General features: G+C 66.4%; 25 protein-coding genes. 10 read left to right on the forward strand and 15 right to left on the reverse strand.

Features of this window, described 5'->3' with window-relative positions; translation table 11 throughout:
- Window positions 1-2: 2 nt before the first annotated feature.
- The 6 genes from P8934_RS05630 to P8934_RS05655 form a co-directional block, all read right to left on the reverse strand.
- Complete coding sequence (locus P8934_RS05630) at window positions 3-131, reverse strand: hypothetical protein (protein WP_278033318.1); 129 nt, start codon at window positions 129-131, stop codon at window positions 3-5.
- A 234-nt stretch (window positions 132-365) separates the two neighbouring features.
- Window positions 366-1250, reverse strand: coding sequence for a glycine betaine ABC transporter substrate-binding protein (locus tag P8934_RS05635; protein WP_278033319.1), 885 nt, complete (start codon window positions 1248-1250; stop codon window positions 366-368).
- Window positions 1251-1320: 70 nt separating this feature from the next.
- Window positions 1321-2202: a glycine betaine ABC transporter substrate-binding protein gene (locus P8934_RS05640; RefSeq protein ID WP_278033320.1), complete on the reverse strand. Its 882-nt coding sequence runs from the start codon at window positions 2200-2202 to the stop codon at window positions 1321-1323.
- A gap of 49 nt (window positions 2203-2251) precedes the next feature.
- The gene (locus P8934_RS05645; RefSeq protein WP_278033321.1) at window positions 2252-2983 is read right to left on the reverse strand and encodes an ABC transporter permease; all 732 of its coding nucleotides are present in this window, start codon (window positions 2981-2983) and stop codon (window positions 2252-2254) included.
- Between the two features lie 4 nt (window positions 2984-2987).
- Window positions 2988-4148 carry an ABC transporter ATP-binding protein gene (locus P8934_RS05650; RefSeq protein WP_278033322.1) on the reverse strand — a complete coding sequence of 387 codons (1161 nt, stop codon included), beginning with the start codon at window positions 4146-4148 and terminating at the stop codon, window positions 2988-2990.
- Window positions 4149-4187: 39 nt separating this feature from the next.
- Window positions 4188-4853 (reverse strand): ABC transporter permease, encoded by a 666-nt coding sequence (locus P8934_RS05655; RefSeq protein WP_278033323.1) that lies wholly within the window; start codon window positions 4851-4853, stop codon window positions 4188-4190.
- 392 nt (window positions 4854-5245) lie between these two features.
- Between P8934_RS05655 and P8934_RS05660 the strand changes: the two genes are divergently transcribed.
- The 7 genes from P8934_RS05660 to P8934_RS05690 all read left to right on the forward strand — a co-directional run bounded on the left by P8934_RS05660 (window position 5246) and on the right by P8934_RS05690 (window position 12164).
- A complete protein-coding gene (locus tag P8934_RS05660) occupies window positions 5246-5707 on the forward strand; it encodes an SUF system Fe-S cluster assembly regulator (RefSeq protein ID WP_278033324.1) in 462 nt (153 codons plus the stop codon).
- 70 nt (window positions 5708-5777) lie between these two features.
- Window positions 5778-7220: a Fe-S cluster assembly protein SufB gene (sufB, locus tag P8934_RS05665; protein ID WP_133636169.1), complete on the forward strand. Its 1443-nt coding sequence runs from the start codon at window positions 5778-5780 to the stop codon at window positions 7218-7220.
- Window positions 7221-7414: 194 nt separating this feature from the next.
- Window positions 7415-8167: a Fe-S cluster assembly ATPase SufC gene (gene sufC / locus P8934_RS05670; RefSeq protein ID WP_133636168.1), complete on the forward strand. Its 753-nt coding sequence runs from the start codon at window positions 7415-7417 to the stop codon at window positions 8165-8167.
- A complete protein-coding gene (sufD, locus tag P8934_RS05675; RefSeq protein ID WP_278033325.1) occupies window positions 8164-9525 on the forward strand; it encodes a Fe-S cluster assembly protein SufD in 1362 nt (453 codons plus the stop codon). Before sufC ends, sufD begins: the two co-directional genes overlap by 4 nt.
- Window positions 9526-9528: 3 nt before the next feature.
- The gene (locus P8934_RS05680) at window positions 9529-10770 is read left to right on the forward strand and encodes a cysteine desulfurase (protein ID WP_278033326.1); all 1242 of its coding nucleotides are present in this window, start codon (window positions 9529-9531) and stop codon (window positions 10768-10770) included.
- An 18-nt stretch (window positions 10771-10788) separates the two neighbouring features.
- Window positions 10789-11361 (forward strand): putative Fe-S cluster assembly protein SufT, encoded by a 573-nt coding sequence (gene sufT, locus P8934_RS05685; RefSeq protein ID WP_133636165.1) that lies wholly within the window; start codon window positions 10789-10791, stop codon window positions 11359-11361.
- A 20-nt stretch (window positions 11362-11381) separates the two neighbouring features.
- Window positions 11382-12164, forward strand: coding sequence for an ElyC/SanA/YdcF family protein (locus P8934_RS05690; protein WP_278033327.1), 783 nt, complete (start codon window positions 11382-11384; stop codon window positions 12162-12164).
- Here P8934_RS05690 and P8934_RS05695 read toward each other — a convergent pair.
- The 4 genes from P8934_RS05695 to P8934_RS05710 all read right to left on the reverse strand — a co-directional run bounded on the left by P8934_RS05695 (window position 12085) and on the right by P8934_RS05710 (window position 15068).
- On the reverse strand, window positions 12085-12531 hold the full coding sequence (locus tag P8934_RS05695; protein WP_133636164.1) for a hypothetical protein: 447 nt from the start codon (window positions 12529-12531) through the stop codon (window positions 12085-12087). The genes P8934_RS05690 and P8934_RS05695 overlap by 80 nt on opposite strands.
- 108 nt (window positions 12532-12639) lie before the next feature.
- Complete coding sequence (rimK, locus tag P8934_RS05700) at window positions 12640-13548, reverse strand: 30S ribosomal protein S6--L-glutamate ligase (RefSeq protein WP_133636163.1); 909 nt, start codon at window positions 13546-13548, stop codon at window positions 12640-12642.
- A 31-nt stretch (window positions 13549-13579) separates the two neighbouring features.
- On the reverse strand, window positions 13580-14017 hold the full coding sequence (locus P8934_RS05705; RefSeq protein ID WP_106229338.1) for a RimK/LysX family protein: 438 nt from the start codon (window positions 14015-14017) through the stop codon (window positions 13580-13582).
- Window positions 14018-14042: 25 nt separating this feature from the next.
- Window positions 14043-15068 carry a DUF3549 family protein gene (locus P8934_RS05710; protein WP_278033328.1) on the reverse strand — a complete coding sequence of 342 codons (1026 nt, stop codon included), beginning with the start codon at window positions 15066-15068 and terminating at the stop codon, window positions 14043-14045.
- A 286-nt stretch (window positions 15069-15354) separates the two neighbouring features.
- Here P8934_RS05710 and P8934_RS05715 point away from each other — a divergent pair, with 286 nt between their 5' ends.
- Window positions 15355-15687, forward strand: a complete 333-nt coding sequence (locus P8934_RS05715) for a YqcC family protein (protein ID WP_278033329.1) — start codon at window positions 15355-15357, stop codon at window positions 15685-15687.
- A gap of 18 nt (window positions 15688-15705) precedes the next feature.
- Window positions 15706-16206: a gamma-glutamylcyclotransferase family protein gene (locus P8934_RS05720; RefSeq protein ID WP_278033330.1), complete on the forward strand. Its 501-nt coding sequence runs from the start codon at window positions 15706-15708 to the stop codon at window positions 16204-16206.
- Window positions 16207-16272: 66 nt separating this feature from the next.
- Here the strand turns inward: P8934_RS05720 and P8934_RS05725 are convergent, their stop codons facing one another.
- Entirely contained in the window at window positions 16273-16905 is a 633-nt protein-coding gene (locus P8934_RS05725; protein ID WP_278033331.1) for an OmpW family outer membrane protein, read from the reverse strand.
- A 184-nt stretch (window positions 16906-17089) separates the two neighbouring features.
- Window positions 17090-17698, reverse strand: coding sequence for an OmpW family outer membrane protein (locus tag P8934_RS05730; RefSeq protein WP_278033332.1), 609 nt, complete (start codon window positions 17696-17698; stop codon window positions 17090-17092).
- A gap of 300 nt (window positions 17699-17998) precedes the next feature.
- Here P8934_RS05730 and P8934_RS05735 point away from each other — a divergent pair, with 300 nt between their 5' ends.
- The gene (locus P8934_RS05735; protein WP_278033333.1) at window positions 17999-18292 is read left to right on the forward strand and encodes a hypothetical protein; all 294 of its coding nucleotides are present in this window, start codon (window positions 17999-18001) and stop codon (window positions 18290-18292) included.
- Between the two features lie 179 nt (window positions 18293-18471).
- Here the strand turns inward: P8934_RS05735 and putP are convergent, their stop codons facing one another.
- From putP to putA, 3 genes are read right to left on the reverse strand one after another with little or no spacing between them, the layout of a single operon-like run.
- Window positions 18472-19962 carry a sodium/proline symporter PutP gene (gene putP / locus P8934_RS05740; protein ID WP_278033334.1) on the reverse strand — a complete coding sequence of 497 codons (1491 nt, stop codon included), beginning with the start codon at window positions 19960-19962 and terminating at the stop codon, window positions 18472-18474.
- Between the two features lie 15 nt (window positions 19963-19977).
- Window positions 19978-20100: a hypothetical protein gene (locus tag P8934_RS05745; RefSeq protein ID WP_278033335.1), complete on the reverse strand. Its 123-nt coding sequence runs from the start codon at window positions 20098-20100 to the stop codon at window positions 19978-19980.
- A gap of 40 nt (window positions 20101-20140) precedes the next feature.
- Window positions 20141-23332 carry a bifunctional proline dehydrogenase/L-glutamate gamma-semialdehyde dehydrogenase PutA gene (gene putA / locus P8934_RS05750; protein ID WP_278033336.1) on the reverse strand — a complete coding sequence of 1064 codons (3192 nt, stop codon included), beginning with the start codon at window positions 23330-23332 and terminating at the stop codon, window positions 20141-20143.
- Window positions 23333-23436 lie beyond the last annotated feature (104 nt).

Below are 23436 nucleotides of genomic sequence, written 5' to 3' on the forward strand. Positions count from 1 at the left end.
TATCAGTCCGTGGATCGGTCGTTGTCGGCGGAGCGAGCCATCGCCCGCTTGACCAGCCGGAACAGCAGCCAGTGCAGCACCGCCAGCACGGCCAGGGCTCCGCCCATCATCAGCAGGAAGGAAGTCGTCATCGCAGCGGTCTCCGGTGGTGTGGCGTCATGCTAGCGAGACGGTGGCCGGGCGTCGATGCCCCGCCACCGTCTCGGGTCATTCCCTGCCGGGCGGCCCAAGCAGGGCAGGGTCAAAGGCGGCCAGTCCACGGGAGCATGGCCGGAGGGCATCGGAAGCTCGATACCGATTCTGGGGCGGATACACGAAGGCCGCCCGGGGGCGGCCTCGATGCGTATGGCGGCATTGCCTGGCGGTCACAGCAGCTCGCTCTCCTCGAGGAAGGACTGGGCCACGTCCTCAACACTTTCTTTCTTGACATCGACTTTGGCATTAAGTCTTGCCATGGTCTCGTCGTCGAGTAGTGACGACAGCGCATTCATCTGCTCTGCGAGGTCGGGATTTGCCTCCAGCGTCTCCTGGCGTACCACCGGGGTCAGGGCATAGTCAGGGAAGAACTGACGATCATCCTTCAGCACCGTCAAGTCCAGTGCCGGGATTCGGCCATTTGTTGCGGTGGTCATGGCTACGTCTACTTCTCCCTGGTCAAGTGCAGGAAGAGTGAGCCCTTGATCCATACGCTTGACATTGCGTCTGCCGAACTCGAATCCGTAGGTCTCCTGCATCGGGCGAAGTCCATCATCACGGGAATAGAACGTCGCATTCGAGGCTAGTACCAATTCATTTCCTGAATTGATGGCTTCAGCAAGGTCAGAAATAGAGGTGATGCCAAGCTCTTGCGCATGGTCCTCGCGCATGGCCAGCGCGTAGGTGTTGTTGGCCTCGGAAGGCTCCAGCCACACCAGGCCCTTTTCGGCATCGAGCTCCTTGACGCGCTGATATGCTTCTTCAGGTGTCAACTTCTCGGTCACCTTGTTGTAGCTGATCAGTGAGGTGCCGGTGTACTCCCAATAAAGGTCTACCTGCCCGCTTTCCTGCGCCTGGCGAAGCACAGAGGTCCCCATTCCCGAGCGCTCATCGACATCGTGGCCTTTGGCCTCAAGGTACTGGACCGTCATGTCGGCCAGGATCAGCTGTTCGGTGAAGTTCTTGCCGCCTACGGTAATTGTCTCGGCTTGCGCCATCACTGATGTGGCAGCCATCACGGTGCCGGTCATGACTGTTTTCAAGGTGTGTTGCATAGAATCTCATTAGCTCTTGTTAAAAAATGCCCGCCCCTCTGGAGCGGGCCTATGGAGCGTATCGTCCTGGTTACAGCAGCTCGTTCTCCTCGAGGAAGGATTGGGCCACGTCCTCGATGGTCTCGCGCTCGACGTCGACCCGGGCGTTGAGCTCGGCCATGGTCTCGTCGTCGAGCAGGCTGGAGAGCGCGTTCATCTGCTCGGCCAGCTCGGGATTGGCCTCCAGGGTCTCCTCGCGCACCACCGGGGTCAGGGCATAGGCCGGGAAATAGCCCTTGTCGTCCTCGAGCACGCGGAAGTCGAAGGCCGGGATGCGGCCGTCGGTGGCGAAGACCAGCCCCACCTCGACGTCGCCGTCGCGCAGGGCCGGATAGACCAGGCCGGAATCCATGCGCTTGACATCGTCGCGGCTGACGCGGAAGTCGTAGGCCTGCTGCAGCGGCCGCCAGCCATCCTCGCGGGCATAGAACTCCGCGTTCAGGGCGAAGGTGAGCTCCTCGCCGTCATTGACCGCCTGGGCCAGGTCGGAGAGGGAGGCGATGCCGCGCTCCTCGGCGTCTGCCTCGCGCATGGCCAGGGCGTAGGTGTTGTTGGCCGCGGAGGGCTCCAGCCACACCAGGCCCTTCTCGGCGTCGAGTTCCTTGACGCGCTCATAGGTCTCCTCCGGCCCCAGGCGCTCGGTGACGTCGTTGTAGTTGATCAGCGAGGTGCCGGTGTACTCCCAGTAGAGGTCGATCTGGCCGTTCTCCTGGGCCTGGCGCAGCACGGCGGAGCCCATGCCGGAGCGGTTCTCCACGTCGTAGCCGAGACCCTCCAGGTACTGGGTGGTCATGCTGGAGAGGATCTGCTGCTCGGTGAAGTTCTTGCCGCCGACGGTGATCTCGGCGGCGCCGGCGGTGGTCATGGCGCCGGCCAGGGCCAGGCCGGACAGGGTGGTCATCAGGCGTTTCATGAGTCTTTCTCCTTATGTGGTTTCAGATGGTCTAGCACGGTTCGAACGATCAGGCGCGCGACGGGTTGACCCCGCGCGGCACCACCAGGAAGGCAACGGTGGCGACCAAGGCATCGACGACGATCGCCAGCAGGGCGGTGGGAATGGCGCCCGAGAGCATCATCACCGGGTCGTACAGGTCGATGCCGGTGAAGATCAGCTCGCCCAGCCCCCCGGCGCCGATCAGGAAGGCCAGCGGCACGGTGCCCACGTTGATGGTCAGGGCGGTGCGCATGCCGGCGAAGATCACGTAGAGGGCGTTGGGCAATTCCACCCGCAGCAACCGCTGGGTCGCCGACATGCCGATGCCGGCGGCGGCCTCCATCAGCGCCGGATCGACGCCCTTGAGCCCGGCATAGGTGTTGCGGGTGATCGGCAGCAGGGTGGCGACGAACAGGCCGAACACGGCCGGTACGGTGCCGATGCCCAAAAAGCTCATGGAGAGCGCCAGGACCGCGAGCGTCGGGATAGTGGTACCGACGTTGAGCACCTGCATCAGCGATTCCGCCCAGCGGGTCATGCTCGGGCGCGACAGCACGATGCCCAGCGGGATGGCCACCAGGATCGCCAGGCCGCCGGAGATCGCGGTCAGCCACAGGTGCTGGGCGGCCAGGTACTGCACGTCGGGCAGGTACCACAGGAAGTCATCGATGACCCCGCTCGACTGGCTCCATACCCCGGCGAAGAAGATCGCCACCAGCAGGAGTGCACGCAGGGCCCCTTTCAGGCTCTGAATCGGCATCGGCTCACTCCTTGACGGCGCTGGCGGGATTCCGGCTGGCAGCCTCGCGGGCACGGAAGCGTGACCCGAGGTGGTGCGTCATGGCGCGCTGGGTGATCTGGCCACAGACGCGCCCCTCGTCATCCACGCAGGGCAGCCAGGTGGCGTCCTTGGCGAACATCAGCGAGGCGACCTTGCGCAGGTCGTCCTCCAGGGTCACCGTGGCCGGGACGCTCTCGAAGTGGTCGCGACAGTAGCCCTTGGTGGTGCGCGCCTTGGACCTTGTGATCAGGCCCACCGGCTGGCGCTGGTCGTTCACCATCAGGATGGCGTTCTGGTAGCCGTAGTCATCAATGCGGGCCAATGCCGTCTCCAGGGTGTCGCCGGGACTCACGGTGGCGATCTCGTCGGAGACGACTTCCTCGACCTTGACCAGGTTGAGGCGCTTGAGCGCGCGGTCCTCGCCGAGGAAGGACTCGACGAAGGCGTTCTTGGGTGCGGCCAGCAGGTCGTCGGGCGAGGAGTACTGCACCAGCTTGCCCTCGCGGAAGATGGCCACCCGGTCGCCCATCTTGATCGCCTCGTCGATGTCGTGACTGACGAACATGATGGTCTTCTTCAGTTCCTGCTGCATCTTGAGGAACTCGTCCTGGATCACCGCCCGGTTGATGGGGTCGATGGCGCCGAAGGGCTCGTCCATCAGCATCACCGGCGGGTCGGCGGCGAGCGCCCGGGCCACGCCGATGCGCTGCTGCTGACCGCCGGAGAGCTCGCTGGGGAAGCGCTTGAGAAAGGCGTCGGGCTCCATGGAGATCATCGCCATCAGCTCCCGGGCCCGCTCCTTGTAGCGGGCCTTGTTCCAGCCCAGCAGCTTGGGCACCACCGTAATGTTCTCCTCGATAGTCATGTTGGGGAAGAGCCCGATCTGCTGGATCACATAGCCGATGTTGCGGCGCAGGTCCTGGGTGTTCAGGTCGGTGGTGTCCTCCCCGTTGATGAACACCTTGCCGGAGGTCGGCTTCACGATGCGGTTGATCATCTTCAGGGTGGTGGTCTTGCCGCAGCCCGAGGGGCCGAGCAGGATGCAGATCTCGCCGCTGGGCACCTTCATGTTGATGTGGTCGGCGGCGACCACGGCGCCCTCGGGCGTGTCGAAGACCTTGGTCAGGTTATCGAGTTGGATCATTCGGGGGTCCTTGTCGTCTCGGTCGTCAGGGGCTCGCCGTCAGGCGGTGGAGGCGTCGAGCTCCATGCCGCGGGGCGTCAGGCGCTTCTGCACGTAGAGCAGGGTGTAGTCGACGATGACGGCCAGCAGGCTCACCGCCACGGCGCCGACGATCAGCTGGCGCGGGTCGGACTGGGAGATGCCGCGGCTGATGAAGGTGCCGAGGCCACCGGCGCCGATGTAGGCGGCGATCGCCATCACGCCGATGTTGAGCACCACGGCGGTGCGCACGCCGGCCATGATCACCGGCACCGCCAGGGGAATCTCCACCAGGCGCAGACGCTGGTTGGGGCTCATGCCGATCCCCCGGGCCGCCTCGCGCAAGGCCGGGTCGACGTTGTTGATCGCCGTGTAGGTGTTGCGGATGATCGGTAGCTGGGAGTAGAGCAGCACCGCGATAACCGCCGGCAAGTAGCCGATGCCCTGGCCGATCAGCGAGAGCACCGGGATCATGATCCCGAACAGCGCGATCGAGGGGATGGTCACGATAATCGAGGCGGCGTAGAGCACGGCCTGGGCCAGGCGCTCGTTCTTGGTGATGGCGATGCCGATCGGCACCCCGGTCAGGGTGGCGATGCCGACGGCAACCCCCACCAGCGAGATGTGCTCCAGGGTGCGCGTGGCCAAGAGGTCGATGTTGTCCAGTGCGTACTGAATCAGTTCCAAGTCGTTTCTCCTTGCGAGCCCTGTCCCTTGGCAAGCATAGCCGCCGGGCGACGGCCCTGCGGTGCCGAGGTGTGACGATGTCGTGGGCAGGGGCGAGGGGGCGACGAAATGCCCCATGCGAGGCATCACAGCATAGCAGAGCACCCTATCTATTTGTTTTTCCGTGGATGAGGATGCGCAATGGCACGAATTGGCAGTGCTGATGCCTCCCGGGCAGGTGGACTCCTTCCTATGGGTGTTCAAATGCGATCGATTATCGTTATTGTCGGTAACGTCCGTGAACGTGCCGCGATCCACGCGATTGGACGCCCGGGGCTTCACATCAAAATGATACAGGACTAAAATGGTCCCCAATCGAACATGAGGGGGAGATGCCCCCGGGGAGTCAGGCCTTGCTCAAGCTTTCACGGCTGACCGACTACGCCGCCGTGGTGATGGCGCAGATTGCCCGTCACCCGGACCAGCCCCAGGCGGCCGCGGAGCTTGCCGAGGCGGTACAGCTGCCCCATCCCACGGTCAGCAAGACCCTGAAGATGCTGGTCAAGGCGGGGTTGCTCGAGTCACGCCGCGGCGCCCAGGGAGGGTATTCCCTGGCACGCCCCGCCTCCCGCATCACCGCCAGCGACATCATCTCGGCGATCGAGGGGCCGGTGGCGATGACCGAGTGCAGCCAGGCCGGCGGCGACTGCGACCTGGCCGCCACCTGCGGCGTCGCGGACAACTGGCAGCGGGTCTCGCTGGCCATCCGCACCCTGCTCGACAGCGTGACCCTGGCCCACCTGGCCGACACCAGTCCCATCAAGCTGCCGGTGCAGCTGCCCATTCAGAGCGTGAGTCTGGCCGCCGAGGCCTGACGCAACCGAGCATTTCACTACCCGAGGCGAGCCGCGCTCGCCGACCCAACCGCCCGGGAGGGGATTCATCATGGCAAGTCAGGAAATGGAACAGCTTGTCCGTCGCGAGTACAAGGAAGGCTTCGTGACCGACATCGAGAGCGACACGGTACCGCCCGGCCTGGACGAGAGCACCATCGCCTTCATCTCGAACAAGAAGGGCGAGCCGGAGTGGATGCTGGAGTGGCGCCTCAAGGCCTACCACCAGTGGCTGAAGATGACGCCGCCCTCCTGGGCGCATCTGGACTATCCGCCCATCGACTACCAGGCGATCTCCTACTACAGCGCGCCCAAGCGTGACGAGGACAAGCCCCAGAGCCTCGACGAGGTGGACCCCAAGCTGCTCGAGACCTACGAGAAGCTGGGCATTCCCCTGCACGAGCGGGCGGCCCTGGCCGGCGTGGCGGTGGATGCCGTCTTCGATTCCGTGTCGGTGACCACCACCTTCAAGGAGAAGCTCCACGAGGCGGGCGTGATCTTCTGCTCCATCTCCGAGGCGATTCGCGACTACCCGGAACTGATCAAGCAGTACCTGGGCAGCGTGGTGCCCCAGGGCGACAACTACTTCGCGGCGCTGAACTCCGCGGTGTTCACTGATGGTTCCTTCGTCTTCGTCCCGGAGGGCGTGACCTGCCCCATGGAGCTCTCCACCTACTTCCGCATCAACGCCGAGAACACCGGGCAGTTCGAGCGCACCCTGATCATCTGCGAGAGCCGCGCCCAAGTGTCGTATCTGGAAGGTTGTACCGCGCCGATGCGCGACGAGAACCAGCTGCATGCGGCGGTGGTGGAGCTGGTGGCGCTCGAGGATGCCTACATCAAGTACTCCACCGTGCAGAACTGGTACCCCGGCGACGAGGACGGCAAGGGCGGCATCTACAACTTCGTCACCAAGCGTGGCGACTGCCGCGGCGACCGCTCGCGCATCAGCTGGACCCAGGTCGAGACCGGCTCGGCGATCACCTGGAAGTACCCCTCCTGCGTGCTGCGCGGCAAGGACAGCATCGGCGAGTTCTACTCCGTGGCGGTGACCAACGGCCGCCAGCAGGCCGATACCGGCACCAAGATGATCCACATCGGTGAGGGTACTCGCTCGAGCATCATCTCCAAGGGCATCTCGGCCGGGCGCAGCAACCAGTCCTACCGTGGCCTGGTGAAGGTGGGTCCGCGGGCCAAGGGCGCGCGCAACTTCACCCAGTGTGACTCGCTGCTGATCGGCGACCAGTGTGGCGCCCATACCTTTCCCTATCAGGAGATCGGCAACAGCACGGCCACCGTCGAGCATGAGGCGACTACCTCCAAGATCGGCGAGGACCAGCTGTTCTACTGCCAGAGCCGCGGCATTTCCGAGGAGGATGCGGTGAGCATGATCGTCAACGGCTTCTGCAAGGACGTCTTCCAGGAGCTGCCCATGGAGTTCGCCGTGGAGGCCGAGGCGCTGCTGAACGTCACCCTCGAAGGCGCTGTTGGTTGAGGAAACGGCTGCGCGACGCCTGCACGGCGTTGGAAACAGGGTCGAGAATGCTCATTTACGGTCGTAAACTCCGCCTCTCTCACCTGCTTCCGCCTTGTTCAGGCGCCGCTCGCGCGTTTCTCCGGATTCGCGAGAAGGTCAAAACATTCAAGTAGTCGCGGTGGCGGCTCGCCAGAATCGAAAAGGTAGTCAACATGCTCGAAGTCAAGGATCTGCACGTCACGGTCGAGGGTTCCGAGATCCTCAAGGGCCTCACCCTGACCATCAACGCCGGTGAAGTCCACGCCATCATGGGCCCCAACGGGGCCGGCAAGTCGACCCTCTCGGCGGTGATCGCCGGCAAGGACGGCTACGAGGTGACGAAGGGCTCGATCACCTTCGAGGGCCAGGACGTGCTGGAGATGGAGATCGAGGAGCGGGCCCGCGCCGGCCTGCTGCTGGGCTTCCAGTACCCGGTGGAGATCCCGGGGGTGAAGAACATCTACCTGCTCAAGGCGGCGCTGAACGCCCAGCGTGAGGCGCAGGGCCTGGGCGAGATCCCGGCACCGGAGTTCATGAAGCTGATCAAGGAGAAGGTGGCCTCCATGAAGATGGACACCAGCTTCCTGCAGCGTGCCGTCAACGAGGGCTTCTCCGGTGGCGAGAAGAAGCGCAACGAGATCCTGCAGATGCTGGTGCTGCAGCCGAAGCTCGCAATGCTCGACGAGATCGACTCGGGCCTGGACATCGACGCCATGAAGGTAGTCGCCGACGGCGTCAACTCCCTGCGCGCCGAGGATCGGGCCATTCTGCTGGTGACCCACTACCAGCGCCTGCTCGACTACATCGTGCCGGATCGCGTGCACGTGCTGGTCGATGGCCGCATCGTCAAGAGCGGCGATGCCGAGCTGGCCCGCGAACTCGAGAGCCGCGGCTATGACTGGGTGCAGGAGGAGACCGCCGCATGAATGACGCAGTGCAGAGCGACGTGCAACGCTTCCTCGACCGGCTTAGCGAGTACCGCGCCGGCCGCGGCGCCGAGCCGACCTGGATCGCCGCGCGGCGCCAGGCGGGGGCCGCCCGCTTCGAGGCGCTGGGCTTTCCCCACCGCCGTGTCGAGGCGTGGAAGTACACCGATGTGCGGGCCATTGCCCGCGGCGACTTCGCCCTGGCCACGGAGGCCGACTTCTCCCCGGCCACGGCGGCGCGGCTGACCCTGCCGATGGAGGCCCACCGGCTGACCTTCGTCGATGGTGTCTTCGCCCCGGCCCTGTCGCGGCTCGATGACCTGCCCGCGGGCGCGCAGCTGGTGCCGCTCTCGGCGGCCCTGGCGGAAAACCACGAGGCGGTGGGCGGCCCGCTGGGCCGGCTCACCGGGGTCGAGTTCTCCTCTTTCGCGGCGCTCAATACCGCCTTCATGGAGGAGGGGGTCGTGCTGCGCCTGGCCCCGGGCACCGTGGTGGAGAAGCCGATCATCCTGCAGTTCCTCTCCCGGGCCGGTGAGCAGGCGGTGATGAGCCACCCGCGCATCCTGATCGAGGCGGGCGGCCGCAGCGAGGCCACCGTGATCGAGCATCACGTGGGCGAGGAGCAGGCCGCCAACTTCACCAACCTGGTGGAGGAGATCATCCTCGACCGTGGCGCGATCCTCACCCACTACAAGCTGCAGGAGGCGCCGCTGGCCGACCTGCACGTGGCCAGCATCCACATAGAGCAGGCCCGTGATAGCCGCTACACCTCCTTCAACCTGAACCTGGGCGGCGGCCTGGTGCGCAATGACCTGGTGGCCGAGCTCAACGGCCAGGGCGCCGAGGCCAACTTCAACGGCCTCTTCTATGGCCAGGGACGCCAGCACGTGGACAACCACACCCTGGTCAACCACAACGCGCCGCGGACCTTCTCCAACGAGAACTACAAGGGCATCCTCGACGACCGCGCCCACGGCGTGTTCAACGGCAAGGTGATCGTCAAGCGCGACAGCCAGCAGATCGAGGGCTTCCAGAGCAACGCCAACCTGCTGCTCTCCGACCGTGCCGAGATCGACACCAAGCCCGAGCTCGAGATCTACGCCGATGACGTCAAGTGCTCCCACGGCAGCACCACCGGCCAGCTCGACGAGGAGGCGGTGTTCGCCCTGCGCACCCGCGGCATCGACGAGCAGACGGCCCGCGGCCTGCTGACCCTGGCCTTCGCCGGCGAGGTGCTGGAGCAGGTCGACCTCGACGCCATCGCCGAGCGGGTCGAACTGGCCGTGGCGGGCAAGCTTCCCGAGCGCTTCAACCTCGCCGGCCTGGTGGAAACCGCCGCCGCCCTGAACGAGGAGTGAGCCATGGCTGACTTCAGCGACCTGACTCTGGACGTGGTGAAGGTGCGACGCGACTTCCCGATCCTCGACCGGGAAGTCCATGGCAAGCCGCTGGTCTACCTGGACAACGCTGCGACCAGCCAGACCCCGCGTCAGGTGATCGCGATGTTCGACGACTACTACGGTCGCTACAACGCCAACATCCATCGCGGGCTGCACACCCTGGCCGACGAGGCCACGGCGGCGTTCGAGGGGACCCGGGAGACGGTGCGTGCCTTCCTGAACGCTGCCGAGACCCGCGAGATCGTCTTTACCCGCGGCACCACCGAGGCGATCAACCTGGTGGCCAACAGCTGGGGGCGCGCCAACCTCGGTCCCGGTGACGAGGTGCTGATCTCGCGCCTCGAGCACCACTCCAACATCGTGCCCTGGCAGCTGCTGGCCGGGGAGCTCGGATTCACCATCAAGGTGATCCCGGTGGACGAGCGCGGCGTGCTGGACATGGCGGCCTACCGCGACCTGTTCACCGAGCGCACCCGACTGGTGGCGGTGAACCATATCTCCAACGCCTTCGGCACCGTCAACCCGGTGCGCGAGATGGCGCGGGTGGCCCACGAGCACGGCGCGCGGATCCTGGTCGACGGCGCCCAGGCCGCGCCCCACCAGGCCATCGACGTGCGGGATATCGATGCCGACTTCTATGCCTTCTCGGGCCACAAGGTCTATGGCCCCACCGGGGTAGGCGTGCTCTACGGCAAGGCCGAGCTGCTCGAGGCGATGTCGCCCTGGCAGGGGGGCGGCGAGATGATCAAGACGGTCTCCTTCGAGGCGCCCACCACCTTCGCCGACATCCCCCACAAGTTCGAGGCCGGGACCCCGGCCATCGCCGAGGTAATCGCCCTGGGGCGCGCCCTGCAGTGGGTCCAGCAGATCGGCCTCGAGCTGATCGGCGCCTGGGAGGCCAGGCTGCTCGAGCATGCCACCGAGGGCGTTAGGGGCATTGAGGGACTGCGCATCCTGGGGACCGCGCCGGACAAGGCGGGCGTGCTCTCGTTCGTGGTCGACGGCGCGCACTCCCAGGATATCGGGCTGCTGATCGACCAGCTCGGGGTGGCGATCCGCACCGGCCATCACTGCGCCCAGCCGCTGCTGGCCCAGTTCGGGGTGGACGCCACCTGCCGGGCATCCTTCGCCGCCTACAACACGCCCGAGGAGATCGACGTCTTCGTCGAGGGGCTCGAGCGCGTCGTCGGCATGCTGCGCTGAAGGCTATCAAGGAGCGACATGAGCGATATCGAGCAGATTGCCACCCTCCACAAGGGCCAGGAGCTGCCCCTGCAGCGGGACGTGGAGGCGATCTCCATTCCCTTCGGCAAGACCGTGACCCTGCCGGAGGACAGCGTCGTCAGCGTGATGCAGGCCAAGGGCAGCACGGTCAGCGTGGGCTTCGAGGGGCGCCTCTACCTGGTCGAGGGGGCCAACCTGGATGCCCTGGGCCTCGAGGCGCTGCCGCGGCCGACCCTGCCCGAGGATGCCTCGGAGGACGAGATCGAGCAGTTCGTGTGGGATCAGCTGCGGACCTGCTTCGATCCCGAGATCCCGGTGAATATCGTCGATCTGGGGCTGGTCTATGGCTGCCGCATCGAGCGGCTGATCACCGGCGAGCGCATCGTCACCATCCGCATGACCCTGACGGCACCGGGCTGCGGCATGGGCGACGTGATCGCCGCCGATGCCCGCAACAAGATCCTCGGTGCCCCGCAGATCAGCAAGGTGCACACCGAGATCGTCTTCGATCCCCCCTGGAGTCGTGAGATGATGAGCGACGAGGCCAAGCTGGAACTCGGGATGTTCTAGCGCCTGCTCCGGGGAGCACGATGCACCGGCCATTCTGGAAGGTCTTCAAGGCGGTTCTGATGTCGCTGGGGGCGCTTGCGCTCCTGGCGGCATGTCTGTTCGCGCTGGCCAATTTCTACGTGCTGGGGCGCACTCAGGGGAAGATCGAGGGCGAACTGGCGCAGTGCGGCAGCGAGCCCGTGGGCATCGTCTTCGGCACCTCTCACTGGACGCGCAGCGGGGCGCGCAATCCGCACTTCGAGGGGCGCATGGGCGCCGCGGCCCACCTGATCCATCTCGGACGGGTCGACCACCTGCTGATCTCCGGCGACAACAGCACCCGCTACTACAACGAGCCGGTGACCATGTGGCGTGACCTGCGCGGCCGCGACGTGCGCGACGAGGACATGACGCTGGACTATGCCGGCTTCAGCACCTTCGACACCCTGGCCCGGGCGCGAGACGTGTTCGGCGTGGAGCGGGCGCTGCTGATCACCCAGGACTGGCACCTGCCGCGGGCGCTGTTCATCGGCGAGGCGCTGGGGCTAGAGGTGAGCGGCTGTGCGGCGCCCGAGCGCGCCTCGGACGGGCTCTGGCGACTCAAGCTGCGCGAGTGGGTGGCGCGGGTGGCCACCCTGGGGGATCTCTACCTGTGGGAGCGCGAGCCGCACTTCCTGGGGCCGCTCGAGCCCCTGAAGATCATGCCGCGGGAGCGTGACCGCCTGCTGCTCCCGCCGGGGGTGCTCAACGCTTCGGACGCTGCTTCTGGAGGCGATACAGCTCGCGGATCAGCGCCCGGCAACCCTTCCAGCACTCCTCGATGACCGGTTCCATCGGCTCGGGCAGGGGATGGGTGAATAGCGTCGAGAGGGCCTGCATTAGTACCCGTTCCTGTTCCAGCAGCTCGCCGATCACCACCTGGCTCTCGTTGCCGACGAAGCTCTTCAGCCGGCTCCACAGCCACATGTAGTCGTCACGCTCGACATCGGCATCGCGGGGCAGCAGGTTGAGGTGCTTGCGCGACAGCTCCTGGAGCTCGTGCATCGACTTCGCCCGCGCCTCGTAGTGGGGCTTCAGACTGTCGCGCAGCGAGGGACGCAGGCGCTCCAGGTTGTCCTGAAAGTAGTCGATGCTGTCGGCCATCGCCTCGAGGGCACTGTCCATCGCCACCTGGCGATTGTCGAGAAACATGAGCGGTCACCTCCTCCGGTGACGCAGATTGTGGGGCTGTCGACGCCCATTTGCCACCCCCGGGGATCAATAATTTGCCGCTTCCCCGTTAGCCTTTGGGCGGAGGATTCAGCCCTTGGGGCGAGGCGGGACCTTGTGCCGCGGGGCGGCGTTCTTCTCCAGGTGCTCGATGACCAGCCCGGCGATGTCCTTGCCGGTGGCCGTCTCGATGCCCTGCAGCCCCGGCGAGGAGTTGACCTCCATGATCACCGGGCCATGGTTGGAGCGCAGCAGGTCGACGCCTGCCACCCGCAGCCCCATGGCCTTGGCGGCGCGGATCGCCGTGGAGCGCTCCTCCGGGGTGATGCGGATCACGCTGGCGCTGCCCCCGCGATGCAGGTTGGAACGGAACTCGCCCTCGGCGGCCTGGCGCTTCATCGAGGCCACCACCTTGTCGCCGATCACGAAGCAGCGGATGTCGGCGCCCTTCGCCTCCTTGATGTACTCCTGCACCATGATGTTGGCCTTCATGCCCATGAAGGCCTGGATCACGCTCTCGGCGGCCTGGTTGGTCTCGGCGAGCACCACGCCGATGCCCTGGGTGCCCTCCAGCAGCTTGATCACCAGCGGGGCACCCCGGACCATGGTGATCAGGTCGGGAATGTCGTCGGGGGAGTGGGCAAAGCCGGTGATCGGCAGTCCGAGCCCCTTGCGCGACAGCAGCTGCAGCGAGCGCAGCTTGTCCCGGGAGCGGGTGATGGAGACGTTGTCGTTGAGCACGTAGGTGCCCATCATCTCGAACTGGCGCAGCACCGCACAGCCGTAGAAGGTGATCGAGGAGCCGATGCGCGGAATCACCGCGTCGAAGGGCTCGAGCTCCTCGCCCTTGTAGTGGATCGAGGGGTGGTGCGAGGCGATGCTCATGTAGCAGCGCAGGGTGTCGACCACCCGCGCGGTATGCCCGCGCAGTTCGGCCGCCTCGATCAGGCGCCGCGTGGAGTAGAGGTTGCGGTTGCGGGACAGCAGCGCGATATGCATTCGGGGCTCCAGGGTCGATGGCCGGGGAGGCTCAGGGTTCGCCATGCAGGAAGGCCACGCCGGGCGCCACCAGCAGGCGGCGCAGGGCGCGGCGGCCCAGCAGCATGGGGTGGCGCATGTCGCGGCGGTCGGTCAGGCTCAGTTCCACCGGGAACACCAGGCTGCCCAGCTGCATCGTCGTACGGATCACGTAGCGCCACTCGGCCTGGCCGTTGGAGCTGGTCACCCGCCGGCGGTCATGCAAATGCATGCGGTGGACGTGGGCCGGCGTGCCGGGGCCGCCGCTGCGGGTCGTGAAGCTGACCCAGAGGTGGCCGTCCTCTTCATAGGACTCGATGTCCTCGGCATGCAGGGCCGAGGTCCGCGCGCCGGTATCGGCCTTGGCGCAGAGCGTCAGGTGCAGTTCCGGCAGGGTGACCATCTCGCGGCGGCCGATCACCGCCTTGGGCGTGTAGGGCAGTTCTTTCATCATCTTCGCTCCCAGGTCTCTGCACTCAGCGTGACAGGCCGGCCAGGCGGCGGCCGATGGCGGAGTCCGCCTCGGCCTCGCGCAGCGTCATCAGCAGCGGCAGGCGCAGTCGCGGGATCAGCGCCAGGTCGCGAGCCACGGCCGTGAAGTCGGCCCCGGGGGTCTCGGCCAGGCGGGCGAGGAAGCGGGGCAGGCGCTCGGCATCCTCCAGGTGGCGCCAGCCGCGCCCGGCGATGGCCGCCAGCAGGTCGGGGCCGCAGGCGTCCGGGTCATCGAGCAGGGCGTCGAACCAGGCGCCGGCCAGCTCGGTCGAGGCGCCGCCCATGGCCCGCACGCAGGCGCAGAAGGTCTCGATGTCCCCGGCGCGGCCCGCGGTCTCCCCGCGACGGCGCAGGGCATGGGCCAGCTCGTCGGCAATCGCCACATGCTCCAGACAGTAGCACAGCGAGGTCAGCACCTCGCCGGGCAGGGTGTCCAGGCGTGCGGCCAGCATCCGGCTCGATTCCCTATCCAGGCGCACCGCGAAGTCGGCCAGGCCCTGCAGGCCCAGGGCGCGCCAGTCGATCGCCTGCTGCCCGGTCAGGTAGGCCTCGACCGGCTCGAGGTGCTGGCTGGCGGGCAGGCCCGCATCCAGGCTGGCACGCGCATGCAACACGGCCTGGAAGGGCAGTGCGGGGGTGAAGGCCAGAGGGTTGTCCTTCATCAGGTTGTCGATCCCGGCGCTCTCCGTGCGCCCCAGGCCCCGCACGCCATGGCCCAGGGTCTCCAGCAGGCGCTGCACGAAGGCGTCACGCGGGGCCGGGTCGAGGTGGCCCTGCTCGTCCAGCGGCAGGGCCAGGAACCAGATCAGCGGGTCCTCCAGGTCGCCCAGGCGGAACACCATGGCGAGGCGCGCCGTGCCCTGCCAGGGGGCCGGCCACGCCAGCTCGCCGGCCTCGAAGGCGGCCAGGGTGTCGAGCGAGCAGGGCTCGACCCGGCGTCCCAGGTGGTAGAGCCTCACCTCGGCACCGCTGCGCAGGAAGAAGTCGTGAAGGCTGTGGATCGGTTGCATGCTGTCTCCGGGTCAGGAACCGTGCACTCTACCGCGGTGTCGGGGTGCTGTCAGCCGCCGAGAGGGGCCTCGTCACGATCCGCCGCTGGTCAGTTGTTGACCAGTCTGCCCCATGGCCCATGGGAAGCGGCCAGGGGAGACCTTTCCAGTGTTTATCCACAGGCCCGTTCAGGATATCTGTGCACTGTGCACAACAGGGCGGGTCAGGCAGTGGAAGGCCCCGCGGGGTGGCCAGCGGCGGGGCCGAGCGGGGATAATGGGCGCACATGCACCGAAGAGACTGCTCATGACCGTTCACGACGAACTCGGCAGCGCCCTGCGCGAGCTCGAGGCCACCATGAAGGCCGCCAGCCTGTGGCGCATGGAGCGACCCGAGCCGGACGCCTTCCGCAGCGTCCAGCCGTTCTGCATCGATACCATGACGCTGCCCCAGTGGCTGCGCTTCGTGTTCATCGTGCGCCTGGAGGCCCTGGTCGAGTCGCGCTCGCCGATGCCTGAGACCTGCGACGTCGCCCCCGCGGTGGACGCCTGGCTGCAGCAAGAGGGCGCGCGGGCCAGCGACCGGCTGCTGATGGGCAAGGTGGTCGAGGAGATCGACCGCCTGGTTACCGAGAACTGATGCCACCGGAATCCCGAGATGCCCTACTACTTTGCCTATGGCAGCAACATGAACCCCGCGCGGGTTGCGGCCCGCATCGGCGCCACCCGCCGGGTGCTGGCCGGCGTGCTGCATGACCATGCGCTGCGCTTCGACAAGGCCTCCCGGGTGGCGGGCATCGCCCACGCCAACGTGGTGCCCCGGCAGGGCGAGCGCGTGGAGGGGGCGCTGTTCGAGCTCGACGATCCCGGGCAGATCCGGCGCATGGATCCCTTCGAGGGCTATCCGAACGAGTACGATCGTCACCGCCTTCCGGTGGCGACCCGCGAAGGGGCCATCGAGGCCTGGGTCTATATCGCCGCGCCGGGCACCACCGCCGAGGCACTGCGCCCGGCGCGGGAGTATCTCGAGCACCTGCTGGCCGGGGAGCCTTTCCTCAGTGCCGCCTACCATGCGCGGCTCTCGGCGGTGGAGGCCGTCAACGGGCTCGACGAGGTGACCCTGGCGGCGCTGGGGCTCTCGCGCCACTCGCCCCGCTAGCCGCCTGCCGGCGCAAAACGCGACGAGGCCCGCCGATTGGCGGGCCTCGTGGTGTCGGCGGGGCGATCAGAAGCGGAAGCTGAGGCCCGCCATCACCACCACCGGGTCGATCTCGACCGTGCCGATGTCGTTCCCGTTCAGACTGGCATCGGTATCGATATCCAGGTACCAGGCGGCGGCGTTGAGCGCCCAGTGGTCGTCGATCAGCAGGTCGACGCCCAGTTGGCCGGCGGCGCCCCAGGAGTCGTCCAGCTCCAGGTCGGCACCATTACTGATCTCTTCATCGGAGAAGGTGGTGTAGTTGATGCCGACACCGGCATAGGGCTGGACGCGGGCGTCGGTGCCGCCCAGCGGGTAGTACTGCAGGGTCAGGGTCGGCGGCAGATGGTCGGTGGAGCCAGTCAGAGTCCCGTCGGCGATGCTGAAGTTGTGGTCGAAGGGCTCGGCGGCCAGCAGTTCCACGCCCAGCTTGTCGGTAAAGCGATAGCCCAGGGTAAAGGCAAAGGCGCTGTCGTCCTCGACGTCGATTTTCAGATTGTCAGCGGTGAGTTCTCCGTTGTCGCTCTTGGGCTCGACCTTGGCCACGCCCACGCGGGTGAAGAAGTCGCCGGCGCCGTAGGCGAAGGCCTGGGTGCTGGCGGTGAAGGCGGCCGCCGCGATGCCGGCGGCGAGCAGGGTGGGGAGGGCGGTGTTGCGCATGGGTCGACTCCTGGTCACGAGGGTGCGGCCTCTTGCCGCAATGGAACATGCAAGCAGTCTACCGCGGGCGCGCCGGGGCATTATTGATCCAGCGCAAGGGTTGGGCGCCATTGCCATGAAGGAGCTGACAGCAGGACGCCGGGCCATGGCCCGGCGTCCTGCTGTGTGGCATCGGACTCGTGGCTCAGAAGCGGTAGGTCACGCCGCCCCCGACGGTCACCGGGTCGACCTCGGCCTCGCCGATCTGTGTGCCTCCCGACTCGATGTCGGCGCTGACGTCGGCGTAGTTGGCGAAGCCGTTGAGCATCAGGTTGCGAGTCACGGCGAGGTCGACGCCAAGCTGGCCGACGGCGCCGTAGGTGCTCTCGACATCGACGCCGCTGGGTTCACCCGAGAAGCGGGTGTAGTTGACGCCCACGCCGGCATAGGGCTGGACGGGGGAGTCGAGGCCACCCAGCGGGTAGTAGTTGGCCATCAGATTGACGGGCATGCGATCGACGCTGCCTACCGATGCGCCGCCCTGGGTCAGGCCATGCTCGAACTTTTCGCTGCCATTGAGCTCGACGCCGAGCCTGTCGGTGAACAGGTAGCCGAACCCATAGGTGAAGCCGCGTTCGCTCTCGATGGTCAGTTCACTGCCGCCGAGGTTGCCGTTGTCGGAGCCCTCGGGTTCCGTCTTGGCGATGCCGCCGCGGACAAAGATGTCGCCGGCACCATAGGCCAGGGCCGCCTGGCTGGCGAAGGTGCAGCCGGCGGCGAGGGCGATGGCGGGGATCAGTCGTGTCGTGCGCATGGGATGAATCCTCCCTTTCCTGGTGTCCTGCGCCTTAAGTCCTGAAAGGAGCGCAGTGCCGGATGGCCTGTTTCGAGCTTGATTATAGGAAACGGCGTTTCTACAAGTCTTGTAAAAAATTGTCATGGCCTCGATAGCCGCTAAGATGAGGCTTTATCAGCATAATTCTGTCGCGAGTGGGCGACACTGCCGTCTGCATCATGCAACACCTGTACAAGAAATTGCCGGCATGCCGTGCCTGGGGCTCGCGTCCTTGCCGTGAATCGTCTTGACTGGGGGCAGGCGACAAGGAGAGCCGAGATGGAGACCAACACACGTCGACGCCTGCCCGGCGTGACCCTGGGGGCGATGCTGCTGGCGGCGGCGCTCGCGCTGTGGCTGCTGTGGCAGCCCGCCCTGATCAGCACGCTGCCGATGAGCCTGCGCCTGCCGCTGATCGGACTGGGGATCTGGGCGCTGGGCGCGGCCTTCATGGCGGCCATGGGGCTGGAGGCGCGTCGGCCCTGGCTGCGGCGGATGACCACGCCCCCCTGGAGCCTGGCGGCGCTCGGCGCCTTCACCCTGGTGCTGCTGGTACGGGCGGCCATCGCCTGACCGGTCAGCGCAGGGTGCCGCCGGCAACTCGAGGACAGCCGCAAATGAGGAAAGCCGCCCAAGGGCGGCTTTCCTGCGTGTGCACCAGCCAGTCGCGGACCGGCGCCCCGATAACAGCAAGGGCTCCCGCAGGAGCCCTTTCTTTACCATCAGTGCGCTAGACGCGCTCTTGCGCTCTGTCAGCGACTGATCTGCTGGTACTCACCGGCGTCGGCAGTCACGCTGCTCACCACCAGGATGGCGATGAAGGCAGCGATGAAGCCAGGAATGATCTCGTACACACCGGGTCCTCCCATGAACGAGCCGTTCCAGCCCAGCGAGATCCAGAGCATGACGGTGACCGCACCCACCACCATGCCCGCGAGGGCGCCAGCGCCGTTGGTGCGCGGCCACATCAGCGACAGGATGATCAGCGGGCCGAACGCCGCACCAAACCCTGCCCAGGCGTTACTGACCAGCCCCAGAACCTGAGAGGTCGGATCGGATGCAATGACGGCGGCAACCAGACCCACCACAACGACGCTGCCCCGGCCAACGGCGACGACCTCCTTTTCCGAAGCCTCCTTGCGCAGGAACAGGCGGTAGAAGTCCTCGGTCAGTGAGGAGGACGACACCAGCAGCTGACTGGAAATGGTGCTCATGATCGCAGCAAGCAGTGCCGCATAGAGGAAGCCGGTCACCAGCGGGTGGAACAGCAGGTCCGCCAGGATGATGAAGATCGTTTCCGGATCCTCGACATTCATGCCGTTGCGGACGGCATAGGCACGCCCGAAGATACCCAGCGAGACCGCGCCGATCAGGGAGATGAGCATCCAGCTCATGCCGATGTTACGGGCAATGGGCACATCCTTCTGGGAGCGGATGGCCATGAAGCGCACGATGATGTGCGGCTGCCCGAAGTACCCCAGCCCCCAGGTCACCGCAGAGAGCCAGCCGACGATGGTCAGCCCCTCGGTCCACGAGAGGAGCGTAGGATCGACCTCATTCAGGGTCTGTGAGGCCTGGGAGAAACCGCCGCCACCCTCGCCAAAGAGCACCACCGCCGGCATGATCACCAGGGCCAGCATCATGATGCAGCCCTGAACGAAGTCCGTCATGCTCACGGCCAAAAAGCCGCCCACCACCGTGTACACAAGCACCACGCCCAGGGTGATGACGACGCCCGAGGCGTAGTCGCTCATGCCACCGATGTTGAGAACGCCAGCAAACGCGCTTTCGAACAGCTTGCCGCCTGCCACCAGGCCTGAGGCCGTGTACACCGCGAAGAAGATCACGATGACGATAGCGGATACCGTTCTCAGCGGAATGGCCTGAGTCGGGAACCGGTTGCCCAGGAATTCCGGAATGGTTATCGCATCATTATAGTGAAGCGTCTGCTCGCGAAGGCGAGGTGCGACCAGCGTCCAGTTGAAGAACGCACCCACGAGCAGGCCGATACCGATCCAGGCAGACCCCAGCCCCGATACGAACATCGCCCCGGGGAGACCGAGCAGCAACCAGCCGCTCATGTCCGAAGCGCCGGCCGAGAGGGCCGCCACCTGCGGGCTGAGCTGTCGGCCCCCCAGCATGTAATCCTCAGAGGTGGACGTGGACTTGCGCATGGCATAAAAGCCGATGGCGATCATGAGCGCAAAGTAAGCGAAGAGACTGATCCAAACGCCAGTAGCCATAGAAACTTCTCCCGTTTATTGGGCCGGATGTAGCTCCGACATCTTGTTGGTAGGCAGGCCGGCCAGAACACTGGTGGCGAGCACCACGATCGGGTCGGGCGCTAGCGTGAGGCCGTTGGTGGCATCGTGTTCAATCATGAGGGGGTTCCTTCAGTTTCTTGTTGATGATGAGTGAGGTTCACTCGTCTCCCAGCGCAAGCAGTGACGCATTGCCACCCAGGGCGGCGGTATTGATGGTCACTGTCTTCTCGGTGGCGAATCGCAGCAGGTAGTGCGGCCCGCCGGCCTTGGGCCCGGTGCCGGAGAGCCCCTGGCCGCCGAATGGCTGAACGCCGACCACGGCACCGATGATATTGCGGTTGACGTAGACATTGCCAACACGCACCTTCCGGGCGATCTCCTCGGCGAAGGATTCATTGCGGCTGTGCACGCCGAAGGTCAGGCCATAGCCTCGCCCGTTGATGGCGTCGACCACCCGGTCGATCTCGCTGGCCTTGTAGCGCACGATGTGCAGTACAGGGCCGAACTGCTCGCGCTCCAGCGCCTCGATGCCGTCGATCTCGAAGGCCACCGGCGCGACGAAGGTGCCGTCGGCCGTCCGTGCCGGATCGAGCCGTGTCTCGGCCACCAGGCGACCCTCGCCCTTGAGCTTTTCGATATGGGCGGTGAGTCCCTGGCGGGCGTCCTCGTCGATCACCGGGCCCACGTCCGTCCCCAGGTCGCGGGGGTCGCCGACCTGCAACTCGTCCATGGCGCCCTTGAGGATCTCGATGACCCGGTCGGCCACGTCCTCCTGGAGGTAGAGCACCCGCAGGGCAGAGCAGCGCTGGCCGGCACTCTGGAAGGCCGAACGGACCGCGTCCACCACCACCTGCTCGGGCAGGGCGGTGGAGTCGACGATCATGGCGTTCATGCCACCGGTCTCGGCGACCAGCGTGGGCAGCGGGGCATTGTCGCGCGCGGCCAGGGCGCGGTTGATGATCTGGGCGGTGTCGGTACCGCCGGTGAACACGACCCCTGTGATGCGCGGGTCGCTGGTCAGCACGCTGCCCACGGTGGGGCCGTCGCCGGGCAGCAACTGCACTACGTCGCGGGGCATGCCGGCCTCGTACAGCAGCTCGATCACCCGATGGGCGATCAGCGAGGTCTGTTCGGCGGGCTTGGCGAGCACGGTGTTGCCGGCCACGGCGGCGGCGACCACCTGGCCGCAGAAGATCGCCACCGGGAAGTTCCAGGGGCTGATGGCGGCGAACACGCCCTTGCCGCCCATCATCAGGTCATTGGATTCGCCGGTCGGCCCCGGGAGGCGGGTCGGCTCGGCGAAGAGTTCCTCGGCCTTCATGGCGTAGTAGCGACAGAAGTCCACCGCCTCGCGCACCTCGTCGATGCCGTCGGTGAGCAGCTTGCCACCCTCCCGGGAGCAGAGCGTCATCAGCTCGGCCATGTGCGTTTCCATCAGGTCGCCGAGGCGGCGCACGATGGCGGCGCGCTCGGCCGCCGGCGTCGCCTCCCAGCGCGGGAAGGCGGCCCAGGCGGCGTCGAGGGCCTTGCCGGCCTGCTCCCGGGTGGTCCACTGGATGGTACCGACCTGGCGACGACGGTCGTAGGGGCAGGTGACCTCATGGGTATTGGTCGGGTCGGCCTTCACCTCGAAGGCCAGCAGGGGGCCGGCCTGCCAGGTCTTGTCCATGGTCTTCGCCATGGCATCCATCAGCGGCTGGTACTGGCTGCGGATGTTGAGGTCGAAGCCACGGGAGTTGCGACGCCCGGGGCCATAGATGTCGGCCGGCAGGGGAATCTGCGGGTTCGCGTATCTTGCGTACTGGCGCAGGGTGTCCACCGGGTGCACGCAGAGCGACTCCACCGGCACCTTGGGATCCACCAGCTGGTGCACGAAGGAGGAGTTGGCGCCGTTCTCCAGCAGGCGACGTACCAGGTAGGGCAGCAGGTCCTTGTGGGCCCCCACCGGCGCATAGATGCGGCAGTAGGTGCCCTCCGGGGCGCGCTTGAGGGCGGCATCATAGAGCGCCTCGCCCATGCCGTGCAGGCGCTGGAACTCGAAGGCCCGGGTGGCCTCGTTGGCCTGCTCGAGGATGGTGCTGATGGTATGGGCGTTGTGGGTGGCGAACTGCGGGAAGATGCGCCCGCGGGTCGCGTCGGAGAGCAGGAAGCGGGCGCAGACCAGGTAGGCGACGTCGGTGGAGGCCTTGCGGGTGAAGACCGGATAGCCATCGACGCCGAGCTGCTGGGACTCCTTGATCTCGGTGTCCCAGTAGGCGCCCTTGACCAGGCGCAGCGGGATCTCGTCGCCCTGGGACTCGGCCAGGCGGTTGAGGTAGTGCAGCACCGGCAGGGCGCGCTTGGAGTAGGCCTGGACCACCAGGCCGAAGTGGCCCCAGCCCCTGCAGGTCTCGCTCTCGTAGACGGCGCGGAACACCTCCAGGGAGATCTCGAGGCGGTCGACCTCCTCGGCATCGATGGTCACCGCGACGTCACGCTCGCGGGCGATGGCGGCGAGCTCGCGCACGCTGCCGACCAGCTCGCGCAGCACCTGCTCGCGGCGGCCGAACTCGTAGCGCGGGTGCAGGGCCGAGAGCTTGATGGAGATCGAGGGCGAAGGCGTCTTCGACGACAGCGCCCTGCTGGTCTTGCCGACCTGCTCGATGGCGCGGGCATAGTCGTCGAAATAGCGCCTGGCATCGGCCCGGGTGCGGGCGGCCTCGCCCAGCATGTCGTAGGAGTAGGTGTAGCCCTTGTCGAACAGCGGCCTGGAGCGCTTCAGCGCCTCGTCGATGTCACGGCCGAGCACGAACTGCTTGCCCATGATCTTCATGGCCTCAACCATGGCGCGGCGGATCACCGGCTCGCCCATGCGGTTGACCATCTTGTTGATGAAGGTCGAGGGCCTGCCCTCGCGGGGCTTGTCCATGGTCACCACGCGCCCGGTCATCAGCAGGCCCCAGGTGGAGGCGTTGACCATCCAGGACTCGCTCTTGCCGATGTGGGCCTTCCAGTCGGCCGGGCCCAGCTTGTCCTCGATCAGGGCATCGGCAGTGGCCTTGTCGGGAATGCGCAACATGGCCTCGGCCAGGCACATCAGCATCAGCCCCTCGTGGGTGTCCAGGCTGTACTGCTGAAGCAGCTCGTCGATGGTGTCGACGGCGGTGTCCATCTCGCGGACCTCGCGCACCAGCTCGGCGGTGTTGCCGGCGATGCGCCGGAAGTCCTCGCTGTTGGCATCGAGGACCTTGACCAGTTCGCCGACGAAGGCATTCTCGTCGGCGACATAGTGGTCACTGATGCGCGCGAAGAGGGTGTCGAGTTCCTGACGCCAGGTGCTGGCGTCGAGCATGGTGTGGGCGTTGAGCATCTAGGTCCCCCGGTTGTCACCCGTCGTCAGAGGGCAGGGCCCGGCCGCTGCGGCGAAGGGTCGCAGGCGGTCGCGGGGCATTCCCTGAGGGTAGGGCCGCACGC

This window comes from Halomonas sp. CKK8, from assembly GCF_029625235.1.
GTDB lineage: Bacteria > Pseudomonadota > Gammaproteobacteria > Pseudomonadales > Halomonadaceae > Halomonas > Halomonas ventosae.

Excerpts from the sequence above, each read along its gene's own strand:
- P8934_RS05690 (WP_278033327.1), top strand. The coding sequence starts at position 11,382 with ATGCACCGGCCATTCTGGAAGGTCTTCAAGGCGGTTCTGATGTCGCTG.
- P8934_RS05645 (WP_278033321.1), bottom strand. The coding sequence starts at position 2,983 with ATGCCGATTCAGAGCCTGAAAGGGGCCCTGCGTGCACTCCTGCTGGTG.
- P8934_RS05695 (WP_133636164.1), bottom strand. The coding sequence starts at position 12,531 with ATGTTTCTCGACAATCGCCAGGTGGCGATGGACAGTGCCCTCGAGGCG.
- P8934_RS05725 (WP_278033331.1), bottom strand. The coding sequence starts at position 16,905 with ATGCGCAACACCGCCCTCCCCACCCTGCTCGCCGCCGGCATCGCGGCG.
- P8934_RS05710 (WP_278033328.1), bottom strand. The coding sequence starts at position 15,068 with ATGCAACCGATCCACAGCCTTCACGACTTCTTCCTGCGCAGCGGTGCC.
- sufC (WP_133636168.1), top strand. The coding sequence starts at position 7,415 with ATGCTCGAAGTCAAGGATCTGCACGTCACGGTCGAGGGTTCCGAGATC.
- sufB (WP_133636169.1), top strand. The coding sequence starts at position 5,778 with ATGGCAAGTCAGGAAATGGAACAGCTTGTCCGTCGCGAGTACAAGGAA.
- P8934_RS05680 (WP_278033326.1), top strand. The coding sequence starts at position 9,529 with ATGGCTGACTTCAGCGACCTGACTCTGGACGTGGTGAAGGTGCGACGC.
- P8934_RS05650 (WP_278033322.1), bottom strand. The coding sequence starts at position 4,148 with ATGATCCAACTCGATAACCTGACCAAGGTCTTCGACACGCCCGAGGGC.
- P8934_RS05745 (WP_278033335.1), bottom strand. The coding sequence starts at position 20,100 with ATGATTGAACACGATGCCACCAACGGCCTCACGCTAGCGCCCGACCCG.
- P8934_RS05730 (WP_278033332.1), bottom strand. The coding sequence starts at position 17,698 with ATGCGCACGACACGACTGATCCCCGCCATCGCCCTCGCCGCCGGCTGC.
- P8934_RS05635 (WP_278033319.1), bottom strand. The coding sequence starts at position 1,250 with ATGCAACACACCTTGAAAACAGTCATGACCGGCACCGTGATGGCTGCC.
- P8934_RS05630 (WP_278033318.1), bottom strand. The coding sequence starts at position 131 with ATGACGACTTCCTTCCTGCTGATGATGGGCGGAGCCCTGGCCGTGCTG.
- putA (WP_278033336.1), bottom strand. The coding sequence starts at position 23,332 with ATGCTCAACGCCCACACCATGCTCGACGCCAGCACCTGGCGTCAGGAA.
- P8934_RS05715 (WP_278033329.1), top strand. The coding sequence starts at position 15,355 with ATGACCGTTCACGACGAACTCGGCAGCGCCCTGCGCGAGCTCGAGGCC.
- P8934_RS05640 (WP_278033320.1), bottom strand. The coding sequence starts at position 2,202 with ATGAAACGCCTGATGACCACCCTGTCCGGCCTGGCCCTGGCCGGCGCC.
- sufD (WP_278033325.1), top strand. The coding sequence starts at position 8,164 with ATGAATGACGCAGTGCAGAGCGACGTGCAACGCTTCCTCGACCGGCTT.
- sufT (WP_133636165.1), top strand. The coding sequence starts at position 10,789 with ATGAGCGATATCGAGCAGATTGCCACCCTCCACAAGGGCCAGGAGCTG.
- putP (WP_278033334.1), bottom strand. The coding sequence starts at position 19,962 with ATGGCTACTGGCGTTTGGATCAGTCTCTTCGCTTACTTTGCGCTCATG.
- P8934_RS05735 (WP_278033333.1), top strand. The coding sequence starts at position 17,999 with ATGGAGACCAACACACGTCGACGCCTGCCCGGCGTGACCCTGGGGGCG.
- P8934_RS05720 (WP_278033330.1), top strand. The coding sequence starts at position 15,706 with ATGCCCTACTACTTTGCCTATGGCAGCAACATGAACCCCGCGCGGGTT.
- rimK (WP_133636163.1), bottom strand. The coding sequence starts at position 13,548 with ATGCATATCGCGCTGCTGTCCCGCAACCGCAACCTCTACTCCACGCGG.
- P8934_RS05705 (WP_106229338.1), bottom strand. The coding sequence starts at position 14,017 with ATGAAAGAACTGCCCTACACGCCCAAGGCGGTGATCGGCCGCCGCGAG.